The organism is Chryseobacterium sp. IT-36CA2, assembly GCF_949767875.1.
In the GTDB taxonomy this organism is placed as follows: Bacteria; Bacteroidota; Bacteroidia; order Flavobacteriales; family Weeksellaceae; genus Chryseobacterium.
Window position 1 is genome coordinate 470852 of sequence record NZ_CATKPG010000011.1, and the last position, 24533, is coordinate 495384.

The following is a 24533-nucleotide window of genomic DNA, read 5'->3' on the forward strand; positions in this document are numbered from 1 at the left end:
CTTAAAACAAATATAATTTAATTTACTACTTCCAACCGCCGCCCAGCGCTCTGTATAAATCTACAATGCTGCTTAATCTCTGTCTTTTAATGGAAGCCAGATTCAACTCTGCCTGTAGGGAATTCCCTTGTGCTGTAATCACTTCCAGGTAATTGGCTGAACCTCCTTTGTAAAGAAGTTGTGCACTTTTAATTCCGTCTTTCAACGTGGAAGATTGCTCTGTGGCTTTCTGTTCCTGAACTTTTAAGTTTTCATTGGAAACCAAAGCATCAGAAATTTCTCCCACAGCATTTAATACTGATTGACGAAATGCCAGTACATTTTTCTCTCTTTGAATTTTTGCTACTTCCAGATCTGTTTTTAATTGTCTTTTCTGGAAAATAGGCTGGGTAATTCCTCCTAAAACGGATCCAAATAACGAAGCCGGAATCTGGAACCAGTTATCAAATTTGAATGAATTAACCCCTCCATTAGCTGTAATCTTCAGTGCCGGATACATATTGGCCTGAGCAATTCCAACCATCGCATTGGATTCTAATAAAACCAATTCCTGCTGACGTACATCCGGTCTGCGGCTTACCATAGCTGCCGGAAGTCCTGCGGAGATATTCTGAGGTAATGAAGTATCAGACATTTCAATGGTTCTGTTTACTTTATTAGGCAGCTCACCAGTTAAAATACTCAATGCATTTTCCTGAATAGCAATATTCTGTTCCAGCTGAGCAATCAGAAGTTCTGTTGCTTGTTTTTGTGCTGATGCCTGTTGTACTCCTAAAGAGGTATTGTCACCACTTTCCCACATTTTTTGCGTGATTAGCAGGGTATTGCTGCTCAGTTCCAGATTGGATTTTGCAATAGCCAATTGTCTGTCAAGCATTAACAAATTATAATACCCTTGTGCAATAGCTGCTACTACCTGGGTCTGAACTGCTTTTGAACCTTCATACGTCTGAAGGTACTGCATTCTTGAAACTTCCTGCTGGTTTTTGATTTTCCCCCAGATGTCAGCTTCCCATGAAAGGTTGAAGGCTGCATTATAATCTTCAACATGGCTTGAACCTAAAAATAAATTTAAGCTTTGTCCGTTCATGCTGTTTTTGGAAGGTCTTGAAATCTGTCCGCTTACTCCGAAGCCAACGTCCGGATATTGCATATATTTTGCCTGTTTCAGTTTTTCCTGTGAAGCAGCTACCTGTTTCAGGGCAATCTGAAGGTCATAATTGTTTTTAATTCCTTTTTCAATCAATCCCTGTAAAATTGGATCGCTGAAAAACTGTTTCCACTCCAGATTGGCTATGCTGGCTGTGTCGGCAGTTGCGGTGTACTGAAATTTCTCCGGAAGAGGAAGCTCGGGCTCAGCGTATGCCAGTTTAGACACACATGAAACAGAGCCTATAGCCAGTACGAATGTTAGAATTATATTTTTTACTCTTTTCATAGTTTTTAAACTTTTAATTGAATACAAAACTTAGAGAGGTTTTTTGAGGCAAAAATTGTCTTTAGTAGGAGAAAATAGTTAGCTTTTTCAAACCATTAAGATTAGTAAGAGAATAGTTGATCTTTTAATCTTAAAATTTTCTCTAAGTTTTTGTTATTCATTTTTTTATTAGTGACTAGCAGCTAAAAGTTCTTCCTCCATTTGTTTTTTCAGAAGTCTTTTCTTTTTTCTGCTTGGCATTTTTTCATGCAGATACTGGAATACCACATACATTACCGGAATGATAAAGATTCCTAATATTACTCCTGTAAGCATTCCGCCTACTGTACTATACCCGATAGAATGGTTTCCTTTTGAAGAAGCACCCTGCGTCCATACCAATGGAAGCATTCCCACGATGAAAGCGAAAGAGGTCATTAAGATTGGTCTTAAACGTAGTCTTGATGCCTGAAGCGCAGATTCAATTAATGTTTTACCTGCTTTTCTTCTCTGTACGGCAAACTCTACAATCAGGATGGCATTCTTGGCGAGTAGCCCGACCAGCATGATCAATCCTACCTGAACATAAATATTGTTATCAATTCCTGCTAATCCTGTGAATGCAAATACTCCGAAAATCCCTGTTGGAATCGTAAGAATAATGGCAAACGGAAGGATATAACTTTCATATTGTGCTGCCAGTAAGAAGTATACGAACAGGATACTTAGGAAGAAGATAAATGAAGTTTGTCCACTTGTTTTAATCTCTTCACGGGTAATCCCGGTCCATTCATATCCATATCCTCTCGGAAGGGACTGCTGAGCAACTTCTTCTACAGCTTTGATGGCATCTCCGGTACTGTAACCAGGTTTTGGAGTTCCATTAATTGTTACTGCGTTGAAAAGGTTATTTCTTGTTACCGTTTCAGGACCGAAAGATCTTTTTAACGTTACCAGAGTTTTTGCAGGAACCATTTCTCCCGATTTATTTTTTACATAAATTCCTTCCAGGGAATTGACATCTGTACGATAAGGAATATCTGCCTGAGCCATTACTCTGTAATATTTTCCGAATCTGTTGAAATCTGATACAAAGCTACTTCCGAAATAAATCTGCATAGTCTGCATCAATTCTGTTACAGAAACACCTAACTGATTGGCTTTATCCGTGTCTACATCAATCGTATACTGAGGATTTCCTGCTGCATAAGTTGTAAAGGCAAATGCAATTTCAGGTCTTTTCATCAGCTCTCCAATGAACTGTTGCGTAGTTGTTCCCAACTGTTCGAAAGAACCATTCGTTTTATCCTGAAGCATGAACTCAAATCCGGAAACGTTACCAAAACCTTGTACAGTAGGGAAGTTGAAGAAGAATGCATTGGCATCTTTCACCTGGCTTACCTTTCCTGTTAATGTTGCTGCAATCTGATCTGGATCTTTCATATCACCACGCTTGTCATAATCTTTAAGCTTAATGAAACCTGCAGAATATGGAGAAGCGTTGGCATTACTGATGAAGTTCATCCCATCTGCTACCCAAAGGTGGTTGGTGGCTTTTTCACCGTTGATAATTTTATCAATCTGCGCCGTCGCTCTGTGCGTTCTTTCCAGTGAACTTCCCGGAGGCGTATTTACTGCATACAATACGAATCCCTGATCTTCAGTAGGAATAAATCCTGATGGTGCTTTTTTGATCAAAAATACACTTGCCACTGTGATAAGAACAAGACCTCCTATAGCAACCCATTTATTTTTAATTAAAAACTTAAGGCTGTAGATATATTTTCTGGTCATGCTGTTGAAGCTGGCATTGAAAGCATTGAAGAATCTTGCTCCAAAACCTTTTTTATGACCGTGTTCACCATGTTCTCCCTGCGGATCATTTAAGAACATCGCACATAATGCCGGGCTCAATGTTAATGCATTCACTGCTGAGATTAAAATTGCAATGGCTAATGTGAAAGCAAACTGTCTGTAGAATACCCCTGCAGGTCCCTGCATGAAACCAACCGGAATAAACACGGCACACATTACCAATGTAATGGAAATGATGGCTCCTGAAATTTCACTCATCGAGTTCATTGTAGCCTGTTCTACCGGCATACCTGTTTGTTCCATTTTAGAATGGACGGCCTCTACCACTACAATGGCATCATCCACTACAATACCGATGGCCAGAACCAATGCGAATAAAGTAAGCATGTTGATACTGAAACCAAATAACTGAAGGAAGAAGAATGTACCAATAATGGCTACAGGTACGGCAATAGCAGGAATTAATGTAGATCTGAAATCCTGAAGGAAAATAAATACTACAATAAATACCAATACGAAGGCAATAACAAGTGTTTCCACAACCTGATGAATCGAAGCATCAAGGAAGTCTTTGGAATTATACATGATAATGGGTTTCACTCCTTTTGGAAGCGTGGTTTCCATTACTTTCACCTGCTTTTCAATTTCGGTCAGGATTTCGTTGGCATTAGAACCTGCAGTTTGTAAGATCGCAAATCCGGCAACCGGTTTTCCGTCTACTCTGTTGGTAGCAGTATAGGTATAAGATCCGAACTCTACTCGTGCAACATCTTTTAATCTTAAGAAAGAACCATCACTGTTCGCTTTGATAGCGATGTTTTCATAGTCTTCATTCTTATTCAGTTTTCCTTTATATTTAAGGATATATTCGTAAGTTTCCTTACTACCTTGTCCAAGACGCCCTGGAGCTGCTTCAAGGTTGTGATCTTTAATAGCTCCCAAAACTTCCTGTGGAGAAAGATTGTTGGCTGCCAGACGATCCGGTTTCAGCCAGATTCTCATAGAATAATCCCTTGTTCCGAATACCTGAGCCTGTGCAACTCCCGGGATACGCTGTATCTGTGGAATTACATTGATCTTCAGGTAGTTTTGAAGGAATAATTCATCGTATTGTTTTTCATTTTCACTGGTTAATCCCATGAACATGATCATACTGTTCTGAACCTTCTGGGTTGAAATCCCGGCCTGTACTACTTCCTGAGGCAGCTGGCTCATTGCTTTTGATACACGGTTCTGTACGTTTACCGCAGCATTGTCAGCATCTGCTCCTTGCTTGAAGTACACACTAAGTGTCATAGTACCGTCATTACTGGAGTTGGAAGTCATATAGGTCATATTCTCAACCCCATTCACAGCTTCCTCAATAGGTGTGGCAACCGAACGTGCTACCACCTCAGCATTAGCTCCAGGATAGAATGCCGTTACCTGAACGCTTGGTGGAGCGATGTCCGGAAAGAGGGCAATCGGTAAATTAAAGAGAGACAAAGCTCCCAATAATAAAAGTATTATGGAGATGACCGTTGAAAGGACCGGTCTTTCTATAAATTGTTTTAACATAAGAAGTTTATTTTTTTAAGTCTTCTGTTTTTCGGAAAGGACTATAATGGTTTCGCTTTTAATAAGCTGTCAGACGAAATATTTTTCGGTCTGATGGATGCGCCGTCTTTTAAGTTTCCAATTCCTGTGTATACGATTTTTTCTCCACGGGAAAGTCCTTCAGAAATAAAGTAATAGCTGTCCGTTTTTCCGGATATTTTAATAGGTCTTCCCATTACTTTTTTATCTTTATCCATCACATAGACATAGGTTTTATCCTGAATTTCAAATGTTGATTCCTGAGGAATAACCACTGCATTCGAGATCAGCTGAGGCATACGCACTCTTCCCGTGTTTCCGGTTCTTAAAGTTCCGTTGGCATTAGGGAAAACGGCACGTACACTGATGGCTCCGGTAGTTTTATCAAACTGTCCGTCTACAATGCTTAATCTTCCTTTTTCAGGATAAGTACTGTTATCGGCGATGACAAGATCTACCATCGGCATATTTTTCAGTTTTTCTTCTAAGCTTGCTCCCGGATATTTATTTTGGAAAGCAATGAAGTCAAGTTCACTTAAAGAAAAATAGGCGTAGATTTCACTGATATCAGATAATAATGTCAATGGATTTACATCTGTTCTTGAAATAAGACTTCCTTTTTTGTAAGGAATTCTTCCGATATAGCCACTTACGGGAGCGGTAATTGTTGTAAATCCTACATTGATTCTAGCGCTTCCTACAGAAGCTCTGGCTTGTGAAGCAGCCGCAACAGCAGCTTCATAATTGGCTTTTGCTGTTTTAAGTTGCACATCAGAAACTACTTTTGCAGCAACCAGCGGCTGAAGTCTGTCTACTTCCACTCTTGCTTTTTGAATATTAGCGTTGGCAGCCTGAAGATTGGCCTGAGCCATATTCATCTGCTCACCGTAGCTTCTTGAATCTATTTTAAATAACGGTTGTCCTGCTCTTACATAAGCACCTTCTTCTACATAGATTCTATCCAGGTATCCGTCTACCTGAGATCTGATTTCTACGTTGTTTTTCCCTTCCAAAGCAGTTGGGAATTCCTGATATGTAGTAGCGGGTGATGTAATAACGGTATAAACCGGAAGTTCTGGAGCTGGAGGTGCGGCATTGGTTCCTTCTGCGGCTTTTGTGCAGCTCTGTAAAAGAATTATACTTGCAATAAGTACAATAAACCTTGTTTTTCCAGGTAATTTCATTGTTGGTTTAATTTTTTTAATGAAGTGTTAGAGGTAAGTAAAGTGTTTTAATAAATGCTGTATTTTTTCCTAACAGTGTTAATAATTAGTTCAAAAAAAATTACAGAATTTTTAATGTCCAATGAAGTCGATTGTTTCCATAATTGAAAATTGTTTTTAATGTATTTAAGTATATAATGATGGTGTAAGGTGTGTTAATTTTACTAACAGTGTTAATTTATAAGCAAAAATGACTAATTTTAACAACTGAATTCTATGAATGGTTCCATAAATGATTGCGTTTTTAATCAGGAAAAACAGAATAATTTAAATTAATTAAGCGTTAAATTTCCTAACGGTGTTAATTTTTAATTCAAAAAAAATTTACAAAGACTTAATAAAAGCCGAAACTGTTTCGTCCAATGTAGTCTTATTCATCGTAGAAGGGATATCAGCTGTACGCATCATCATAATAGAGATCATTCCGTGTACGGCAGAAAACAGAGCGTGAGACATATGGCAGGCATTGTCCGGATTGGATCCGTTTTTCTTTATAGTCTCATAAGTGCATTCATAGATAAGCTCCTGAAATGATGAGAATTCCTTTTTCATCTGACCTTTTCCGCAGCATTGCATTCCAAGACCAAACATAAGCTGGTAATATTCCTTGTTTTTAAAAGCAAAGTTCCAGTAAGCATCCACAATGGCAACAAGCTGCTCTTCCGGTGTACTGTGTTTCTGCTGAGCTTTTAATAATTCAATATGTAACTTGTGGAAGCCATCTAAAGAAATTTCAAATAAAATAGCTTCTTTATTTTCAAAATAATCGTACACCACCGGGGCACTATACTCAATAGCGTCTGCTATCTTTCGCATAGAAAGTGATGCCCAGCCTTCAGTTTTAGCCAACGTAAAAGCAGCCTGCAAAATATTTGCACGGATGGATTCTTTTTCTCGTTGACGGCGTTCATGTAGACCCATGATATTTATTTACTAACAGCGTTAGCAAAACTACAAACTTTTTAATATAACTTCCAAAGGATATTATGACTTTTATAGATTGGGTGACTATTTAAAGAAAAGTAAATCAAAGGCTGGAAGCTGGAAGAATGGTAGCTGGAAGTTGTTTTTAGGATTGAATACTGTAATAATAGAATTTGACTATAACTATTTTTGAAGCCTAAAATCTTCCCAACTTCAGCTTCCCGCTTCCTTACTTTATTAAAAATGAAAATGTCTTCTTCCTAATTAATAAAAGAAATATCTATCTTTGCGGTAAAGAAAAAAGGATATGAATACTCCCTCAAATATGCTGGCATTAGGAACAAAAGCACCGTTTTTTGAACTTCCTAACCCGTCAAAAACGAATGAACTTCAGTCTTTGGATGAGCTGAAAGGAGAAAAAGGAACTTTGGTGATCTTCATGTGCAACCACTGTCCGTTTGTTCTTCATGTGATCGACAAGATCAATGAATTATATGAAGATTATAACGAGCGTGGAATAGAATTTATCGCCATCAATGCTAATGATATTGAAAAATATCCGGCAGATTCTCCTGAAAAAATGATCGAATTCCAAATTGAAAGAAATTTTGATTTCCCTTATTTATTTGATGAAAGCCAGGCTGTAGCAAAAGCTTACGAGGCTGCTTGTACTCCGGATTTTTATTTCTTTGATGATAAGCTTGATCTTGTGTACAGAGGCCAGATGGATGATTCAAGACCGGGAAATAATAAAGATGTAACAGGTGAGGATCTGATTATTGCTTTTGAAAATCTTTTGGCTGGAGAAGCTCAGGAAGAAATTCAAAGACCTAGCATGGGATGCAATATTAAATGGAAATAATTGCTGGTTATTTAGTTACTGGTTTTATTCATTATAATACAAGGCTGCTCTTTCGGAGCGGCTTTTTTGTTTTTTGTTGATTCATAGTAGGAGTCTAAATAAATTATTAAAAGCTTGCTTTAGTTTTAGTTTCCTTTTCAGCCTTGATATCTACATTGACATTGCTGTGAGAATAATTTCTGATAAACTCTGAAGGTGTCTTTCCTGTATATTTTTTAAACATCCTGTTAAAATACGTTACATTGTTAAAGCCACACTGGTAGCTGCATTCTGAAATAGATCTGTCCTGCGCCATCAGCAGACAGGCTTTATTAATTCTGTATCGGTTTACAAACTCTGTAAAAGTAATCTGTGTCGCTTTTTTAAAGAAATTACAGAAAGCCGGTAAAGTAAGATTGGCTAGCTTTGCAACATCTTCAATATCAATTTCCTTGTCGTAATGATGTTCTACATAGGTGAAGATATTCTCAAGGCGGGTCTTATTTTTTGAAATAATGGTATAGGGCATGATTTCTTTATTTAAAAGATCATAATCCTCACATTTTGAAAGCTCAAAAAGAATTTCAAGCAATAATAAATATCTTTTATAGCCTTCTGATTCCAGCATCAGTTTCAGTTTGGGAAGCATTACTTTTTTTACTTTCTGATGAAAATGAATCCCGTATTTTGAAAGTTCCAACAGATTTTTAATAGATCTGGCTTCTACTTCCTGCTGAGGAAACTGAAGTATTTCTTCTTTGAACTGAAGCACAATTTCTTCGTGCGGATCAATAGAATTCAATCCAAATCCGGAATGCGGAATATTGGATCCAATCAATACCAGATCTCCATTTGTATAATTACTTTTATGATATCCTACGTGGCGGGTTCCGTTCCCGGAAATGACGCATACCAGCTCAATTTCGGGATGATAATGGTACTCCCATTTAAATTCTGAAATGGGGGAGTTATTATGAATAGTGCGGAATGAACTCTTTTCATTAGGGATTACCCTTTCAAAAGTAACTTTCATTTAATTAATCATATTTATTTGCTAAAAATAGTAATTATATTAATATAGTTCAAATATTGATTTACTGTGTTAAATTATCGTTAACAGAAATGCTTCTATCTTAGCCGACAAGAAATAACCTGAATGAAAAATCTTAACATCAAGGCCGTTTTATTTTTAAACTATTTTGTCTTCGCAATTCTTCTGAATTCTGTAGGAACAGTTATCCTACAGGTACAGCAGAATTTTGGGATTTCAAAATCTTCGGCCAGCATTTTGGAAGGTTTCAAAGATCTTCCGATTGCCATATGTTCTTTCATTCTGGCTTCATTTCTTCCGAAGATAGGAATCAAAAAATCAATGCTGACTGCTTTATTGCTGGTAAGCTGTATGTGTTTTGTAATGCCGTTTACCAATGACTTCTGGGTATTCAAATTGTTATTTGCGACAGTGGGAGTTTCATTTGCATTGATTAAAATATCGGTTTTTACTTCTATTGGACTGGTTACGGAAACAGATAAGGAACATTCCAGTTTTATGGGATTTTTGGAAGGTTTTTTCATGATTGGAGTATTGGCCGGAAATGTTTTATTCAGCTTATATATAGATGATCATAATCCGAAATCTACAGAATGGTTAAATGTATACTGGATTCTGGGAGGACTTTCAAGCTTATCTTTTTTATTCTTATTCTTTTCAAAACTGAACGAACAGGAAGCTAAAAGTGAGAAAACAGATCTCTTGGGAGACTTGAAAAACAGTGTAAGCTTATTCAGTTATAAAAAGGTTTTGTGCTTTTTATTATGTGCTTTCCTTTTTGTACTGGTAGAGCAGAGCTTTCAGACCTGGACGCCTACTTTTTATAAAGAAATTTTAAAAGTACCTACATCTATGAGTATCCAGGCAGGTGCCGTTTTAGCAGGAGCCTTTGCATTGGGAAGATTTTTGTCGGGATTCTTCTCTAAGAAATTCAGCTGGATCTATGTAGTTTCTTTCTGTGTGGTTGGTTTTGCTATCAGTTTACTGCTTGTTTTACCACTGACACATAATATTCATATCGATACGAATACAAACTGGATGAATGCACCTTTGGTTGTCTATTTATTTCCTTTGATGGGAGGTTTGCTGGCACCTATTTATCCAAGTATTAATTCTGTAATTCTGGCATCTATTCCGAAATATCTGCACAGTGCGATGTCAGGATTGATTGTTGTTTTCTCAGCAATCGGAGGAACGATAGGTTCTATCATTACCGGTTTTGTGTTTCAGGAGTTCAGCGGACAGCAGGCATTTTACCTTTCTCTGATTCCGCTTTCATTACTGATCACATCTGCGGTTTTCATGAATAAATTAAAAATTAATCCTAAAAAATAACAATGAGTAACCAACTTTACATAAACGAAATTCAAAGTCTGTTTGATGCGGTACAGAGATCTGAAGTTTTTGAAGATCAGAAAATGATGACAGATGCAGTTCCTCTGTTTCCTATTGCAAAGATTAATGAGGATTATGAAAAATCAAAAAATACCGAAGGTTTTAATCTGAAAGATTTTGTGATGACTCATTTTGATTTTTTAGGAGCAAGAGTTTCTGTACACAGAGAAGAACAGCTTCCAATTGGTGAACATATTGAAAAGTTATGGGATGAACTGACTCGTACAGCATATGAAGAAAAAGGAACGCTTTTAAAATTACCCAAGCCTTATATTGTTCCGGGAGGCCGTTTTAATGAATTTTTTTACTGGGACAGCTATTTTATTATGCTGGGATTACAGGTTTCAGGAAGAATAGAAATGATGGAAAACATTATTGAAAACTGTTCTTCTCTGATCTTAAATGTAGGATTTGTTCCCAATGCAAGCAGGACTCATTTCCTGAGCAGATCGCAGCCCCCTTATTTTTCATTAATGCTGGATCTTCTTTTTGAAACGACGCAAGACGAGGAAATTTATAAGAAATATCACGAAACACTGGAGAAAGAATATGCTTTCTGGATGAATGGCGAAGAATGGCTTGAAAAGGGATCCAGTGTAAAAAGAGTAGTTAAAACAACAGACGGAGATATTCTAAACCGTTACTATGACGCAGAAAATGCACCACGTCCCGAAAGTTATCTGATCGACATTGAAGATCATGAGACCACTTCAGGTGACGAATTTTACAGAAACATAAGAAGTGCCTGCGAATCAGGCTGGGATTTTTCCAGCAGATGGTTTGCAGACGGAGAAAATATACAGACGATAGAAACGCTGAACTTAGCACAGGTTGATCTGAACTGCCTTTTGTGGCATTTGGAAATGACTTTGGCAAAATCTTCAGCACTTCAAAATCTGAGTGAAAAAAATAATTATTTTTCAGAAAGAGCAGCAAGCCGAAGACAGATGATCAATAAATATTTCTGGGATGGAAATACTAACAATTATAAAGATTATCACACTAAAAAAAACACAAAAACACCGTCTGAACATATTGCTGCTCTTTACCCTTTATTCCTTGGGATTGCAGATCAGGAGCAGGCTGAGGCGGTTGCAAAAGCTGTTGCTGAAAAGTTTCTCTATCAGGGAGGGCTTGTTACTACAACTAAAAACTCAGGGCAGCAGTGGGATCTTCCCAATGCATGGGCTCCTTATCAATGGTTAGGATTTAAAGCCATGAAAAATTATGGCTTTGATGAACTGGCAGAAAAAATTAAAAATAACTGGTGTTCCAATGTAGAAAGAGTCTATAAAAATACCGGTAAACTGATGGAAAAATACAATGCATTAGACACAGAAACAATAGCAGGCGGCGGGGAATACCCCAATCAGGACGGATTCGGTTGGACCAATGGAGTGTATTTACAATTACAACAAAACTGAAACTAACAATAAAAGATATGGCTATGAAAAAAAAATCGATCTTTTTAATCGCCGCAACAGCTACATTATACTTTAATAATGCTTATGCCCAGGAAACTCCGAAAGATTCGGCAAAAGTTTCTTCTATAGATCAGATTGTCATTACCGGAAATTCCGGTCCTAAGAAAAAAATAGAATCCAGTACTGCGATTTCTACATTTAGTGCTAAAGAAATTCAGAAACAGAATCCTATCAGTGCAGCTGCTTTATTACAGAGAGTACCCGGATTCGCTGTAGAAACTTCAGGAGGTGAAGTAGGAAATAACCTTTTTGCAAGAGGGATTCCTTCTGCAGGTGCCTATGAATTTGTACAGGTACAGGAAGACGGTCTTCCGGTTTTTGAAGATGGAGCGCTTCAATTTGCTAATGCGGATAATTTTTTCCGTGTAGATAATTCGGTAAGCCGTCTGGAAGCCTTGAGAGGTGGCTCAGGGTCTATTTTTGCTACCAATTCTCCAGGAGGACTTATCAACTTTATTACGAGAGAAGGAACCAATGATTTCAGAGGAACTGCAAAATTGGAAACAAGTACTTACGGATTGATGCGTACAGACCTTAATGTAGGCGGAGCATTGGTTCAGGATAAATTATTCTTCAATATTGGTGGTTTCTACAGAACAGACAGTGGAATCAGAAAAACGGGTTTCAAAGCCAATGATGGTGGTCAGATCAGAATGAACCTGAAGTATGTCTTTGATAAAGGCTATGTAAAGGTATATTATAAAAAACTGGATGACAGAAATACATTCTTCCTTCCGATTCCTTTGATCCAAAATGGAGATGATCTGAAAGGATTTCCAGGTTTTGATCCAAACTATGGAACCTACAGTTACAGATCAATCAGCCAGCTGAATATCCCACAAGCCGGAGGAGGATTTTTCAAAAGAAATCTTGAAGACGGAATTCATCCGAAAGTAGATGTTTTGGGTGCTGAGTTCAAATATGATCTTGGAAATAACTTCAGTGTTTTAAACAAAACAAGATATACGAATATCAACATGAATTATACAGGGATTTTCCCTGCAGGAGCTCCATATACAGCAGGTGATTTTGCCAAGCGCAGTGGAATTGCCGGAAATAATTATCAGTATTCATTAGTAAGTAACGGAGCTGTTGTAAATCCGGCCAATGTACAGGAATTAGGTTTCTGGGCTATTGACAAGCAGATGAATAACTTTGTGAATGACTTACAGTTCAACTATAAATTCGACAAAGGAAATGTTACCGCAGGTTTCTATAAGTCTAACTGGAAGTCTCATCAATACTGGAACTGGAGCAATATTCTGGCAACTGCAACAGACAGACCGGAATTGCTGAACCTTGTGGATACTTCTCTTACCCCTTTGGATAATGGATACTCAAAAACATATAACGGAGTGACGAGTATGACATTTTTACAGAGAGACACTCAGACTCAGGGAAGTTTGAATGATCTTTATGTAAACCTGGACTACAATATTACCGATGCTTTAAGTGTAAACGGAGGTCTTCGTTACAGCCACGATTATTATAAAGGGAATTTCGCCAATACAACTACTGGCAATTTAAATAATTCAGGGTTAACAACTGATGGAACTCACGGTTTCAACACGACAACTGCTGATGATAATATGAGTGTTTTAGGAAACAAATACACGTATTGGAATTATAATATTGATAAAGTGTCTTTCACTTTAGCGGCTAATTATAAAATCAACAGAGAAAATGCAGTGTACGCTCGTTTTTCTAATGGTTTCAGATCACCGAATGAAGAAGCATACTATAATTATTTCTCCAACCCAACTCCTGATAAACCGTTAAAATCTGTAACAACCAATCAGCTGGAAGTAGGGTACAAGTATTACTCGCGTACTTTTGATATCGCAGTGATTCCGTTCTATTCTACATTGAAAAACCTTTCTTTCACAGATATTTTCTCTAATGGAAAATCTGAAAATACATTTGCGAATACACAAAACTACGGGGTTGAATTTGAAGGGTATGCCCGTCTGTTCAATAATATTTTAGAAGTTTCATTCAACGGAACCGTTCAGAGTCCTAAATATAAAAATCTTGAAGCAGGAAGCGTTCTTGAAGGAAATGTAGTACGAAGAATGCCGAAATTTTTCTTTAATATTTCACCGGCAGTTAATATTACAAAAGCCTGGAGAGCCTATGCAAGCATGAATTACTATGGAAAACGTTTCCAGGATGAGAAAAATGTACAAACCTTACCAGCTTTCACAGAATTCGGGGCGGGTACATCTTATCAGTTAGGAAAAATACGCTTTGCAGTTGATGGAACCAACATCTTTAATACCATTGGTATCACAGAAGGAGATCCAAGAGCTGGATCACCAAACGGAGATGGAACCATTATGGCAAGACCTATCATGGGAGCCGCTGTAAGAGCATCCATTACTTTAGATTTCTAAAGTAAACTCTATTTTCTTCTTATTAATGAACCCACCAGAATATTCTGGTGGGTTCATATTTTATTTAAAAATTAACCTCATGTTTCTTGATGAGAAATCTTTTATTTCAAAAACGGATTATATTGTTTCTCAAATCCGATAGAGGTTGGGTTTCCGTGTCCAGAGAAAACCTGAGTATCATGATCTAGAATGAATAGTTTTGATTTAATACCCTCAATTAGCTGATCATAATTTCCTTTATATAAATCTGTTCTTCCGATACTGCCTTCAAAAAGAACATCCCCGGAAATCATGAATTTCTGATTTTCATTATGATATACCACACTTCCCGGAGAATGTCCCGGAACATGGTAAATTTTAAACTTTTCACTATCCAAATCCAGTTCATCACCTTCCTTAATGTATTCTACATCCACTTTTACAGGATCTATCTGCATTCCGAATCTTACTCCGCTTGCCTGAAGCATATCCAGTACTTCCTGATCTTCCTGATGCATATTCACAGGAACTTTGAAGGTATCAAAAGCCCACTGAAGCCCGAATACATGATCGATATGAGCATGTGTTAAAAGTATTTTCTGAATTTTCAGACCGTTTTCTTTGATGAAGTTGTCTATAGCCTGAGTTTCCTGTCCGCTCATATTTCCCGGATCAATTAACCACGCATTTTTATTTTCGTTATAAATGATGTACGTATTTTCGCTCGCAAAGTTGAATACGAAACCTTGAATCTGAAGCATATCTGAATATTTTTTATTCAAAAATACGATATTATTAAGAAAATGGCTATTTTTCGCTATCTTCGTCATAATGAAAACTTTGCGAATACTCTTACTTTTTTTGAGCGGACTGGTTTTTGGACAAAATATCCAAAGTGTTCAGCTGTTCAATCCTCAGACCAATGATGAAACCCCGGTAATTAAAATTGGCGAACAGCTGGTTCTGGGTTTTGATGATCTTACCAATGGCAGTCAGATCTACAGATATACATTCAAACATTATGACAGAAACTGGAATGAAGATAATCTTTTTTTTACAGAATTTGCTACCGGAAGTATGAATGCACTTCTGGATCAGTTTCAGTATTCTTTTAACACATTACAGGCTTATACCCACTATAAACTGGTTTTTCCGAATGATAAAATCCAGCTTAAGGTGTCAGGGAACTATGAACTGATTGTTTACAAAGACTCTGCAGACAAGCCTCTTTTCAAAAAAAGATTTTATCTGGTAGAAGATGTAACCTCTGTAGCTTTAAATATTTCAAGATTTGCGGATGCAAAAAAGCCAAACCTCAACCAAAGGGTAGAAGTGAATGTTTCTCCAAAAGGAGGAGATATTTCTTCCAACATCAATTCAATCACGATGAATGTGATGCAGAATAACAACCCGAATATGGTCATTTCCAATCTTAAACCAAGCAGTGTTTTAGGAAATCAGGTTCTTTTCCAACAGATGAATCTTACTTTTCCTGGTGATAATGAATTTTATTATTTCGATAATAAAAATATGAATATGGCAGCCGATATGGTACGTGTAACCGAAATAAAAGATGATGTCAACCAGACTTATCTGCATCCGGTATGGGCGTTTCCTTTAAATTACCAATATCAGCCGGATGTGAATGGAGCCTGGTATTACAGAAGAAATGATTTAGGAAGAGAAAGAGATGCAGAAAGAGAAGCTGATTATTCATGGGTACATTTCTATCTGGAATCTGACCCTGTAGATAAAGAGATCTATGTATTAGGTGGGTTTAATAACTTTTTGCCAAGCAAAGAAAATCAGATGCAGTATGATGCTGCTACCAAACAATATGTGGCTAAAATATTCCTGAAACAAGGTTTTTATAACTATGTTTTGGTCACAAAAGATGGAAGCGGTTTGAATTTTGGAGAAGTGAATGGTAATTTCTGGCAGACGGAAAACCTTTATCAGGCATTTCTTTATTATGCTCCTTTTGGGAGAAATTATGATGGCTTGATGGGATATGGTGAATTCAGAACACCCATTGCTAATAAACGCTAATCAATGGATTTGATATAATTTTAAATAAAAAAATATACATAAAATAAGGACTGTCTTTTAAGATAGTCCTTATTTTTTTACCAATATTGAACATGTTAAACCCTAAAATTTCAGATTTATATAAAATTTTTCGAAAATAATGCACTTCATGGTGAAAAATAATAATTCACAAAATTTTGATTTTAATTAAATATTTTAATACAAAAATTACATTGTAGAAAAATTATATTTAAATAATTTTCTTTGTTTTAAAATCATCATTGTGTTTTATTTATTGATTTATAATATCAATTGAATTTTTATCATGTTTTATATCATTTTATTGTGAAAAGTTTATAAATTCGTCGTCACAATCAACCAAATATTATTATGAAAACGAAATTTATCTTAGTGGCAAGCGTTGCTGCCTTCTCTTTTGTTTCTGCACAAAACAAACCATCAAAATTAGATCCGGGTAAAAGCGGCTTACATGCAGAATTTATGAGATTTGAAAAAAATGCACCAGCATTCCAGGGAAGCCCTGTTTTATTTGATGAAGCTTCACAAAGGCTTTCTCAAGGACAAGGACTTAAGCTAGGCTTAGAAAGAGATGCATTGGGTTTTGAAACTCATAGATTCCAACAGACTGTAAACGATATTCCTGTAGAATACGGAATGATGGCTGTACAGACAAAAGACGGAAAAATCGTAGGACAATCAGGAAAATGGGTTCTTAATGTTCCGAAAGGAGTTGAAAAGAAAGCTAATCTTTCTGAAAACATTGCACTGCAAAATGCTTTATCATTCATAGGAGCAGAATCCTACAAATGGCAAAACAGAGAAGAGGAAGAATTTTTAAAAAGAGATTCCAATAATTCTAATGCAAGCTTTGCTCCTAAAGGCGAATTGGTATATTATTCAGATCCTACAGATGAAAAACTGAATGATTTAACACTCGCTTACAAATTCGATATTTATGCTGAAAAACCATTAAGCAGACAGTATGTTTTTGTAGATGCCAAAAATGGTAAAATACTGGGAACAGATGCCATCATCCACGAAGTAAATACTCCGGGAACGGCTACAACAGGGTACAGCGGAAGCAGATCTATTGTTGCTGACTCTTATAACGGAAGCTACAGATTAAGAGAAACCGGAAGAAACGGAGGTACTGCTGTAGAAACATATAACCTGAAAAAAGGAACCAATTATTCAACGGCGGTAGACTTTACAGATACTGATAATGTATGGAATAACGTAAACACCAATAAAGATCAGTATGCTACCGATGCTCATTGGGGAGCAGAAATGACTCTGGACTATTACTATACAAAATTTGGAAGAAAAAGTATAGATAATAATAATTTTGCAATCAAATCTTATGTTCATTATTCTACTAATTATTTCAATGCATTTTGGGACGGTTCAAGAATGACGTATGGAGATGGAAGCCCTACAACAAACGGAGGAAAACCACTAACGGCTCTTGATGTTTGTGGTCATGAAATTACTCACGGTATGACTTCTAAAACAGCCAATCTTGCGTATCAAAGAGAGTCCGGGGCATTGAATGAGGGCTTCTCTGATGTTTTCGGAAACTCAATAGAACGTTGGGCGAGACCTACTCAGGCAAGCTGGACGCTGGGTGAAGATTTCAGTTATGTAATCAGAGATATGGCAAATCCAAATGCTTATAGCCAGCCGGATACTTATAAAGGAAAATATTGGAAAGACGCAAGCAGTTCTTGTACTCCTCAGGGAAATCCTAATTTGCCAGGGTATAATGATTCTTGCTGGGTACACACCAACTCAGGAGTACTTAATTTCTGGTATTATTTACTGGTAACAGGAGGTTCAGGTACTAATGATAACAGTTTCGCTTATAATGTTTCCGGGATTGGACTGGATAAGGCCGGAGCTATTGCTTACAGAACTTTAACAACCTATCTGACGTCATCATCCAATTATGCAAATGCAAGAACCTATTCTATTCAGGCAGCTACTGATTTGTATGGAGCTACCAGCAATGAAGTAACTCAGGTTAAAAATGCCTGGAACGCAGTAGGTGTAGGAGGCGGAACTTCTGCAGCTGGAAAAGTAGCAGCTACAGATACTCAGCTTTATACAATAAGTCCAAACCCTGCAACAGATAGATTCACTGTGAATTTCGAAGGTAAAGCCGGAAAAGGAATTGTAGAACTGGTAAGCCTGACTGGTAAGAAAGAGATTTCTGAAAAAGTTGAAATGACAGATGGTATCAATAAGCTGAATATCCAATTACCTTCTAATATGCTTCCAGGAGTATATATTGTAACAGTAAACGGACAAAAAGCAGGAAACCTTATTAAAAAATAAACACCAAATTTTAATATATTCAACAAAAAGGCCACAAGTTAATTCTTGTGGCCTTTTGTTTTTGTATATTTTGAGTGAATTGATTATACCAAATAGAAATCATTCAGTTTTTCTTCACAAAGTATTTTTACAACATCAATCCATCGGTCTTCATCATTCAGACATGGAATATAATGGAAATTTTCACCACCTCCATGCATAAACTGTTCTTTTCCTTCTACAGAAATTTCCTCGAGAGTTTCCAGACAGTCAGAAACGAATGCTGGACATACAATAGCCAGGTTTTTAATTCCTTTTTTGCCAATTGTTTCTAACGTCTCATCCGTATAAGGTTCAATCCATTTGTCTTTTCCTAATCTTGACTGGAAAGAAACAATCGTTTTCTCTTTAGGTAAATCCAGTTTTTCAATAACGCGTTGCGTTGTTGTATAACATTGATGACGGTAGCAGAACTGGTGGCTTGGATTATCTTCTCTGGAACAACAGTCATTAAGATTGCAGGTCTTTGTAGGATCTGTCTTATAAATATGTCTTTCCGGAACTCCATGATAAGAAAACTGTAGCGCATCAAAATTTTCCGGAAGTTTTTCTTTAATACTTTCTGCCAGACAGTTGATATAAATATCCCTATTGTAAAAAGGTTGAATATAATTGATTTTTATATTGGGAAACTTCTTTTTTCTCACCTCTTCTGCCTTTTCAATAACAGTTTCCGTTGTACTCATAGCATATTGAGGATATAAAGGAAAAAGAACAATTTCCGTGATTCCCTGATCTACCAGTTTCTGAATACCCGTTTCAATACTAGGCTGAGCATATCTCATCCCGATTTCTACCGGAACATCTACCACTTTCTGAAGTTTTTTCTGAATTTGTTCAGTGATAACAATCAGTGGTGATCCTTTATCTGTCCAAACCGTTTTATACGCTTCAGCAGATTTGGCGGGTCTTGTTTTCAGGATAATTCCTTGTACAAGCAGAGCACGAAAGATCCAACGGTAATCAATCACTCTCTCATCCATCAAAAATTCATCAAGATATTCCTTTACGTCGTTTACAGAGGTTGATCTCGGTGATCCGAGGTTGACCAGTAAAATTCCTTTCTTATTCAATATTCTAAATTTTAATTATGAAACAGAAGTTGTAAAATCTGTTACTAATTTTGATACTTTAGCAAAGGTATTACTTTCCAGTAAGCCATTGCTCTCAAATTTGCCTTTTATCCCTTTTATTAAAGCCTGATGTTTATCATCTGCTGTCGCACCCAGAGTTTTTAATATCAATAATAACTCTTCATGGCCTTTTTCACCACTTGCGGAAGCCGTAATCACAGCTACTGGCTTTTCAGAAAAGATTGTAGTGGAAACACACCATTCCAGCATGTTTTTTAATCTGCCCGGAATGCTGAAAATATATTCGGGAGTAGAAAATATAACTCCCGATGAATTTTTAATCGCTTCTCTTAATTTCAAAACCTCTTTGGGAGTATTTTCATCCGTTAAAGCAGTATCAAAATGGGGAAGAACAGAAAGATCACTGTGCATCTGGAAATCAATATTATTCATGTTTTCCATTACTTGTTCCATTAGTTTCAGGTTACTGGAATTTTCAGAAGCACTTCCAATAATGACCACAATTTTCTTTCTGTAAGGCATCTCAGCTATTATTATCCATTTACAGCTTCCACTCTTTCTACTAAATCAGGAACGAATTGCTTTAAAATGTTTTCAATTCCGTTTTTCAAAGTAGCAGTAGAACTTGGGCAGCCTGAACAAGCTCCCTGTAAAAGCATTTTTGCTGTTTTATTCTCCTGATCATATTCCATTAAAGAAATCTTTCCACCATCATTTTCTACAGCAGGAGCTACATATTCATTTAAAATGTCAGAAATTTTCTGCTCATCTTCTGTATAATCTCTGTTGATAATCTTTTCAACAGGGTTTTCATGCTTCTGAGGTTCAATATTAGCAATTTCACCACCATTTTGAAGATATTCAGCAATAAGACCACGAACAGCCATCATTACCTGGTGCCATTCTACAGAATTATTTCTTGTAACGGCTACAAAATTGTCAGAAATGAAAACTTCCGTTGCAAAATCAAATTCTTTAAAAATAGCTTCTGCCAAAGGAACTCCCTCAGCTGCGTCTCTCGATTTTACTTCCACAAAACCCTCCATCAGCAATTTGCTCGAAACAAACTTCATTACATTAGGATTTGGAGTCATTTCAGCATAAATCTGATACATTTCTTTTTTCTTCTGAAGATAAATTCTTGGGTTGGCCAATAATTCGTCCTCAATTACATTTTTCAGACTTTCAGCTACATGTTCCCATTCTATCGTATCCTGTTTTGCTATAGCCACAAAATTAGCCGTGATGAAAATTCTTTCCACAAACGGATAATTGAAAAGTTCCTGAGCTAAAGGAATTTCTGAGATATCTGAATTTCTGTCCAACTCTAAAGACCCGGGAATGAGATTGTAATCTGTTACAAATTTCATTACTTTCGGGTTTTCGGTAGGTTCTATAAGTACGGTACGCATTTTTTCGTTAAATTTGAGATACAAAAATACGCATTAGAAGTTAGAAGCTGAAAATTGAGAGTTAGATTTTTGCTATCACTGTAATTTAGAACTTATATACATAAAAAGATAGTATATTTTAATTTTCAAATTGGCCTATTTTTAAATTTTCAAATTAATACTTATGGCACTTATAAAAGAACTCTTAGGAAAAGCACCACAGATTGGAGAAAACACCTTTTTAGCAGAAACCGCTACTATTATTGGCGATGTTACGATGGGAAGAGACTGCAGCGTTTGGTATAATGCGGTAATCAGAGGCGATGTTCATTATATCAAAATGGGTGATAAGGTCAATGTTCAGGATAATGCAATGCTTCATTGTACCTATAAGAAACACCCTCTGAATATCGGTAATAATGTTTCTATCGGGCATAATGCCATTGTGCATGGATGTACCATTAAAGATAATGTTCTGATTGGTATGGGCGCTATTGTAATGGATGACTGCCTTGTAGAAGAGAATTCTATTGTAGGAGCAGGATCGGTAGTTACTCAGGGAACTCATATAAAATCCGGAGAAGTTTGGGGCGGAGTTCCGGCAAGAAAAATCAAAGATATCAATGCCCAATTATTAGAAGGAGAAGTGAACAGAATTGCAGATAACTACGTGAAATATTCATCGTGGTATAAAGAAAATGTAAAGGATCATCAATTCTAGTCTGTCAAGTAAATAGTGAATAGTCAATTTGCTGCGTTTGTCAATTTTTTGATGATAAAAATTGATGTGATTTAAATAAATATAAAAAGCTCTGTCTCAGGACGGAGCTTTTTTCGATTTGATATAGAACCTTTGCTTTATGTTAGTTAGGATCGGGTGTGATCAATCTTATCTTTCCCTGAACACATTTAAGAGAGGTAGGGGGAGTGATCATTACACAATCTGACATAATATTATATTTTTCATTAAAAGCCCTTACTTTATCCGTATAATCATTCACTCTCTGTAAAAAAGAGGTTTCTATTTTCTTGGGATAAGCAATATACAGTTGCGGACCACCACAGGATTTTGCACCCATGGGAGCAAATGCCCATTCACTGGCATCGGTACATTTTTCCCCGGATACTTCAGATTCAATCGAAGCTTTTAGTCTGTCGAGCTGTGCCTGTTCATATTTTTGGCTGTCCTCATCGGCAGGTCTGTTTGCGATATCAACGGGAAGATTAGTATTGATATTCTTTGATGTATTACAGGAAACTAAAGTTAATGTAGTACATAATACTATTACCGGAACATGAAAGAATAATTTTTTCACAATAAACTTTTTTCTTTTTATAATTTTTCAAAACTTATGCCAAGGTAAGAAATTCAAATTCATTTCCGTATTTTTGACGACGATGAACAATCATTTTTTTGACTTAATAGAATATACCAACAGAAGCGTTTTTTTAACCGGGAAAGCCGGAACAGGAAAAACGACATTTCTTAATGATTTTGTAAGACGAACAAAGAAAAAACATATCGTAATAGCTCCCACGGGAATTGCTGCGATTAATGCAGGTGGAGTTACTATCCATTCTATGTTTGGTCTGCCGCTAAGAACCTTTCTTCCTACGACAGATAGGATAGATACCAGTTTGGCAAATAATATTGCCGATCTGATGCCCCATTTCAAATACCGTAAAGATAAACTGAAGCTCCTGAGAGAAGTAGAGATCATTATCATTGATGAGGTTTCAATGCTCAGAGCAGACGTTCTGGATATGATGGATTTTTCTTTGAGATTTATCAGAAGGAATAATCAGAGATTTGGAGGGGTGCAGATGCTGTTCATTGGGGATTTGTTTCAGCTTCCTCCGGTAGTGAGGGACGAGCATATCCTGAAAATGTATTACAATTCACCTTTCTTTTTTGACAGCCACGCCATTAAAGAAATTCCAATTGTTACCATTGAGCTGACAAAAGTCTACAGACAATCTGACGAAGAGTTTTTGGAAATTCTAAACGCTATCCGTGATGGTGACGTAGATAATATAGATTTTAATCATCTCAATGAAAGGTATGATCCTGATTTTGATATGGGAAAGGAATCTTATGTATATCTGTGTTCTCACAATAAAATGGCAGATGAGATCAATCAGGAGAAATTGAAAGAGATCAAAGTGGACCCTCAAACGTATGAGGCGAAACTTGTAGGTGATTTTAAAGAAAATCAGTTTCCGAACGAGCAGTTTCTTGAACTGAAAATAGGAGCTCAGATTATGTTTATCCGAAACGATATTTCCGGTGAAAAGAAATATTTTAACGGAAAGCTGGGAGAGATCATTGGATTGGATGAAAATGAAATCCGTGTCGTACTGGACGAAAGCGAGAGGGAAATTGTTGTAAAAAGAGAAACCTGGGAACAGAAAAAATATTTCCTTGATACCGATAAAAATATCAAAGAAGAAGTTTTGGGAAGCTTTGAACAGTTTCCCATCAAATTAGCATGGGCAGTTACAATACACAAAAGTCAGGGATTAACATTTGATAAAGTGATTATTGATGCAGGGAAAAGTTTTACTGCCGGGCAGGTATATGTTGCTTTATCCCGTTGCAGAACGTTGGAAGGGATTGTTTTAAAATCAAAAATTACTCCTGAAGTTATTTTCAAGGATAACAGGATTTTACATTTCCACACGGATACGATTGCCAATGACAATGTAGAAGCCATTCTGAATCAGGAAAAATACGATTACAGTATCAGAAAAGTACTTCGTACCCTGGATTGTACATGGTTTTTGAAAGAAGTAGAAGAGTGGAATAACCTTTCGATTGTTACCAAAAATATTGACCATGCTAAAACCAAACAGCTTTATCTTCAATTGAAACACGAAGCTGTAAATCTTGGAAAAATATTTGAAAAGCTGGAACGTATCATTTTTCAAAAGGTTAATAATTTTATTGAACAGAAGGAAGAGTGGTCTGAGATTGAAAGCAAATCAAAAGGAGCGGTTAATTTCTTTTTTACAGAAATCAGGAATAAAATTTTTGATCCTTTGAAAGATTTCTATGCCGAAATAAAAGGAGCGAAAGGCTTAAAACAATATAACGAAGAATTTAAAAACTGGCTGGAAGACATTGAAGAATATCTGAACAGCCTGAGAGATATTCACCTTCTTGAAACAAAACTTTTAGATGAAAAGAATGATAAAGAAATCAATCTGAAAATTGCCAAAGTTCCGTCACAGGTTTTAACCTTTCAATTATTTGAGCAAGGGAAAACTATTGGTGAAATTGCTTTAGAAAGAGGTTTGGTGAAAGAAACAGTAATTGGACATCTTGCCAAATTTGCAGAACAGGGATTGCTGGATATTGCCAGAGTTATCACTTCAGATAAGATCAAGGCTTTTGAAGATGAGTTCTACAAAAATCCACACGAAACATTAACCGAATGGAAAAATGCACTGCCAAGCACTTTTGAATTTAACGAAATCAGAATTTTAATCAATCATTACAATTATAAAAAAGAAAAGAACTCCTAGGAGT

Annotated in this window: 18 protein-coding genes; 8 read left to right on the forward strand and 10 right to left on the reverse strand. The window is 36.6% G+C overall.

The features are described from left to right. Positions 1 to 25 precede the first annotated feature (25 nt). The 4 genes from ACM6F9_RS02980 to ACM6F9_RS02995 form a co-directional block, all read right to left on the reverse strand. Positions 26 to 1438, reverse strand: a complete 1413-nt coding sequence (locus ACM6F9_RS02980) for an efflux transporter outer membrane subunit (protein ID WP_414844341.1) — start codon at positions 1436 to 1438, stop codon at positions 26 to 28. Positions 1439 to 1606: 168 nt separating this feature from the next. After that, a complete protein-coding gene (locus tag ACM6F9_RS02985) occupies positions 1607 to 4789 on the reverse strand; it encodes an efflux RND transporter permease subunit (protein WP_414844342.1) in 3183 nt (1060 codons plus the stop codon). Between the two features lie 41 nt (positions 4790 to 4830). Next, positions 4831 to 5991 carry an efflux RND transporter periplasmic adaptor subunit gene (locus ACM6F9_RS02990; RefSeq protein WP_414844343.1) on the reverse strand — a complete coding sequence of 387 codons (1161 nt, stop codon included), beginning with the start codon at positions 5989 to 5991 and terminating at the stop codon, positions 4831 to 4833. Between the two features lie 363 nt (positions 5992 to 6354). Then, positions 6355 to 6951: a TetR/AcrR family transcriptional regulator gene (locus ACM6F9_RS02995; protein WP_414844344.1), complete on the reverse strand. Its 597-nt coding sequence runs from the start codon at positions 6949 to 6951 to the stop codon at positions 6355 to 6357. Between the two features lie 310 nt (positions 6952 to 7261). On the opposite strand from ACM6F9_RS02995, the gene ACM6F9_RS03000 reads away from it, so the two are divergent. Beyond that, on the forward strand, positions 7262 to 7816 hold the full coding sequence (locus ACM6F9_RS03000; RefSeq protein WP_047378998.1) for a thioredoxin family protein: 555 nt from the start codon (positions 7262 to 7264) through the stop codon (positions 7814 to 7816). A gap of 106 nt (positions 7817 to 7922) precedes the next feature. Here the strand turns inward: ACM6F9_RS03000 and ACM6F9_RS03005 are convergent, their stop codons facing one another. Beyond that, positions 7923 to 8828, reverse strand: a complete 906-nt coding sequence (locus tag ACM6F9_RS03005; protein ID WP_414844345.1) for an AraC family transcriptional regulator — start codon at positions 8826 to 8828, stop codon at positions 7923 to 7925. A 123-nt stretch (positions 8829 to 8951) separates the two neighbouring features. Between ACM6F9_RS03005 and ACM6F9_RS03010 the strand changes: the two genes are divergently transcribed. From ACM6F9_RS03010 to ACM6F9_RS03020, 3 genes are read left to right on the forward strand one after another with little or no spacing between them, the layout of a single operon-like run. Then, positions 8952 to 10181, forward strand: coding sequence for an MFS transporter (locus tag ACM6F9_RS03010; RefSeq protein WP_414844346.1), 1230 nt, complete (start codon positions 8952 to 8954; stop codon positions 10179 to 10181). A gap of 2 nt (positions 10182 to 10183) precedes the next feature. Beyond that, positions 10184 to 11665, forward strand: a complete 1482-nt coding sequence (locus ACM6F9_RS03015; RefSeq protein ID WP_414844347.1) for a trehalase family glycosidase — start codon at positions 10184 to 10186, stop codon at positions 11663 to 11665. Between the two features lie 23 nt (positions 11666 to 11688). Further along, the gene (locus tag ACM6F9_RS03020; RefSeq protein WP_414844348.1) at positions 11689 to 14118 is read left to right on the forward strand and encodes a TonB-dependent receptor; all 2430 of its coding nucleotides are present in this window, start codon (positions 11689 to 11691) and stop codon (positions 14116 to 14118) included. A 101-nt stretch (positions 14119 to 14219) separates the two neighbouring features. On the opposite strand, the gene ACM6F9_RS03025 is transcribed toward ACM6F9_RS03020, so the two are convergent. After that, on the reverse strand, positions 14220 to 14858 hold the full coding sequence (locus ACM6F9_RS03025; protein WP_414845093.1) for an MBL fold metallo-hydrolase: 639 nt from the start codon (positions 14856 to 14858) through the stop codon (positions 14220 to 14222). A 70-nt stretch (positions 14859 to 14928) separates the two neighbouring features. Here ACM6F9_RS03025 and ACM6F9_RS03030 point away from each other — a divergent pair, with 70 nt between their 5' ends. Both ACM6F9_RS03030 and ACM6F9_RS03035 read left to right on the forward strand, forming a co-directional pair. Then, positions 14929 to 16146, forward strand: coding sequence for a DUF5103 domain-containing protein (locus tag ACM6F9_RS03030; protein WP_414844349.1), 1218 nt, complete (start codon positions 14929 to 14931; stop codon positions 16144 to 16146). 369 nt (positions 16147 to 16515) lie between these two features. Continuing rightward, positions 16516 to 18480 carry a M4 family metallopeptidase gene (locus ACM6F9_RS03035; protein ID WP_414844350.1) on the forward strand — a complete coding sequence of 655 codons (1965 nt, stop codon included), beginning with the start codon at positions 16516 to 16518 and terminating at the stop codon, positions 18478 to 18480. Positions 18481 to 18563: 83 nt separating this feature from the next. Here ACM6F9_RS03035 and hemH read toward each other — a convergent pair whose 3' ends face one another. The 3 genes from hemH to ACM6F9_RS03050 are packed head-to-tail and all read right to left on the reverse strand — an operon-like array spanning position 18564 to position 21025. Beyond that, on the reverse strand, positions 18564 to 19592 hold the full coding sequence (gene hemH, locus ACM6F9_RS03040) for a ferrochelatase (RefSeq protein ID WP_414844351.1): 1029 nt from the start codon (positions 19590 to 19592) through the stop codon (positions 18564 to 18566). Positions 19593 to 19607: 15 nt separating this feature from the next. Further along, entirely contained in the window at positions 19608 to 20135 is a 528-nt protein-coding gene (locus ACM6F9_RS03045) for an NADPH-dependent FMN reductase (RefSeq protein WP_414844352.1), read from the reverse strand. Between the two features lie 11 nt (positions 20136 to 20146). Continuing rightward, positions 20147 to 21025, reverse strand: a complete 879-nt coding sequence (locus ACM6F9_RS03050) for a NifU family protein (RefSeq protein ID WP_414844353.1) — start codon at positions 21023 to 21025, stop codon at positions 20147 to 20149. A gap of 163 nt (positions 21026 to 21188) precedes the next feature. On the opposite strand from ACM6F9_RS03050, the gene ACM6F9_RS03055 reads away from it, so the two are divergent. Continuing rightward, positions 21189 to 21725, forward strand: a complete 537-nt coding sequence (locus tag ACM6F9_RS03055; protein WP_105701907.1) for a gamma carbonic anhydrase family protein — start codon at positions 21189 to 21191, stop codon at positions 21723 to 21725. Between the two features lie 142 nt (positions 21726 to 21867). Here ACM6F9_RS03055 and ACM6F9_RS03060 read toward each other — a convergent pair whose 3' ends face one another. Continuing rightward, a complete protein-coding gene (locus tag ACM6F9_RS03060) occupies positions 21868 to 22320 on the reverse strand; it encodes a hypothetical protein (protein WP_414844354.1) in 453 nt (150 codons plus the stop codon). 82 nt (positions 22321 to 22402) lie between these two features. Here ACM6F9_RS03060 and ACM6F9_RS03065 point away from each other — a divergent pair, with 82 nt between their 5' ends. Next, positions 22403 to 24529 carry a helix-turn-helix domain-containing protein gene (locus ACM6F9_RS03065; RefSeq protein WP_414844355.1) on the forward strand — a complete coding sequence of 709 codons (2127 nt, stop codon included), beginning with the start codon at positions 22403 to 22405 and terminating at the stop codon, positions 24527 to 24529. Positions 24530 to 24533: the final 4 nt, after the last annotated feature.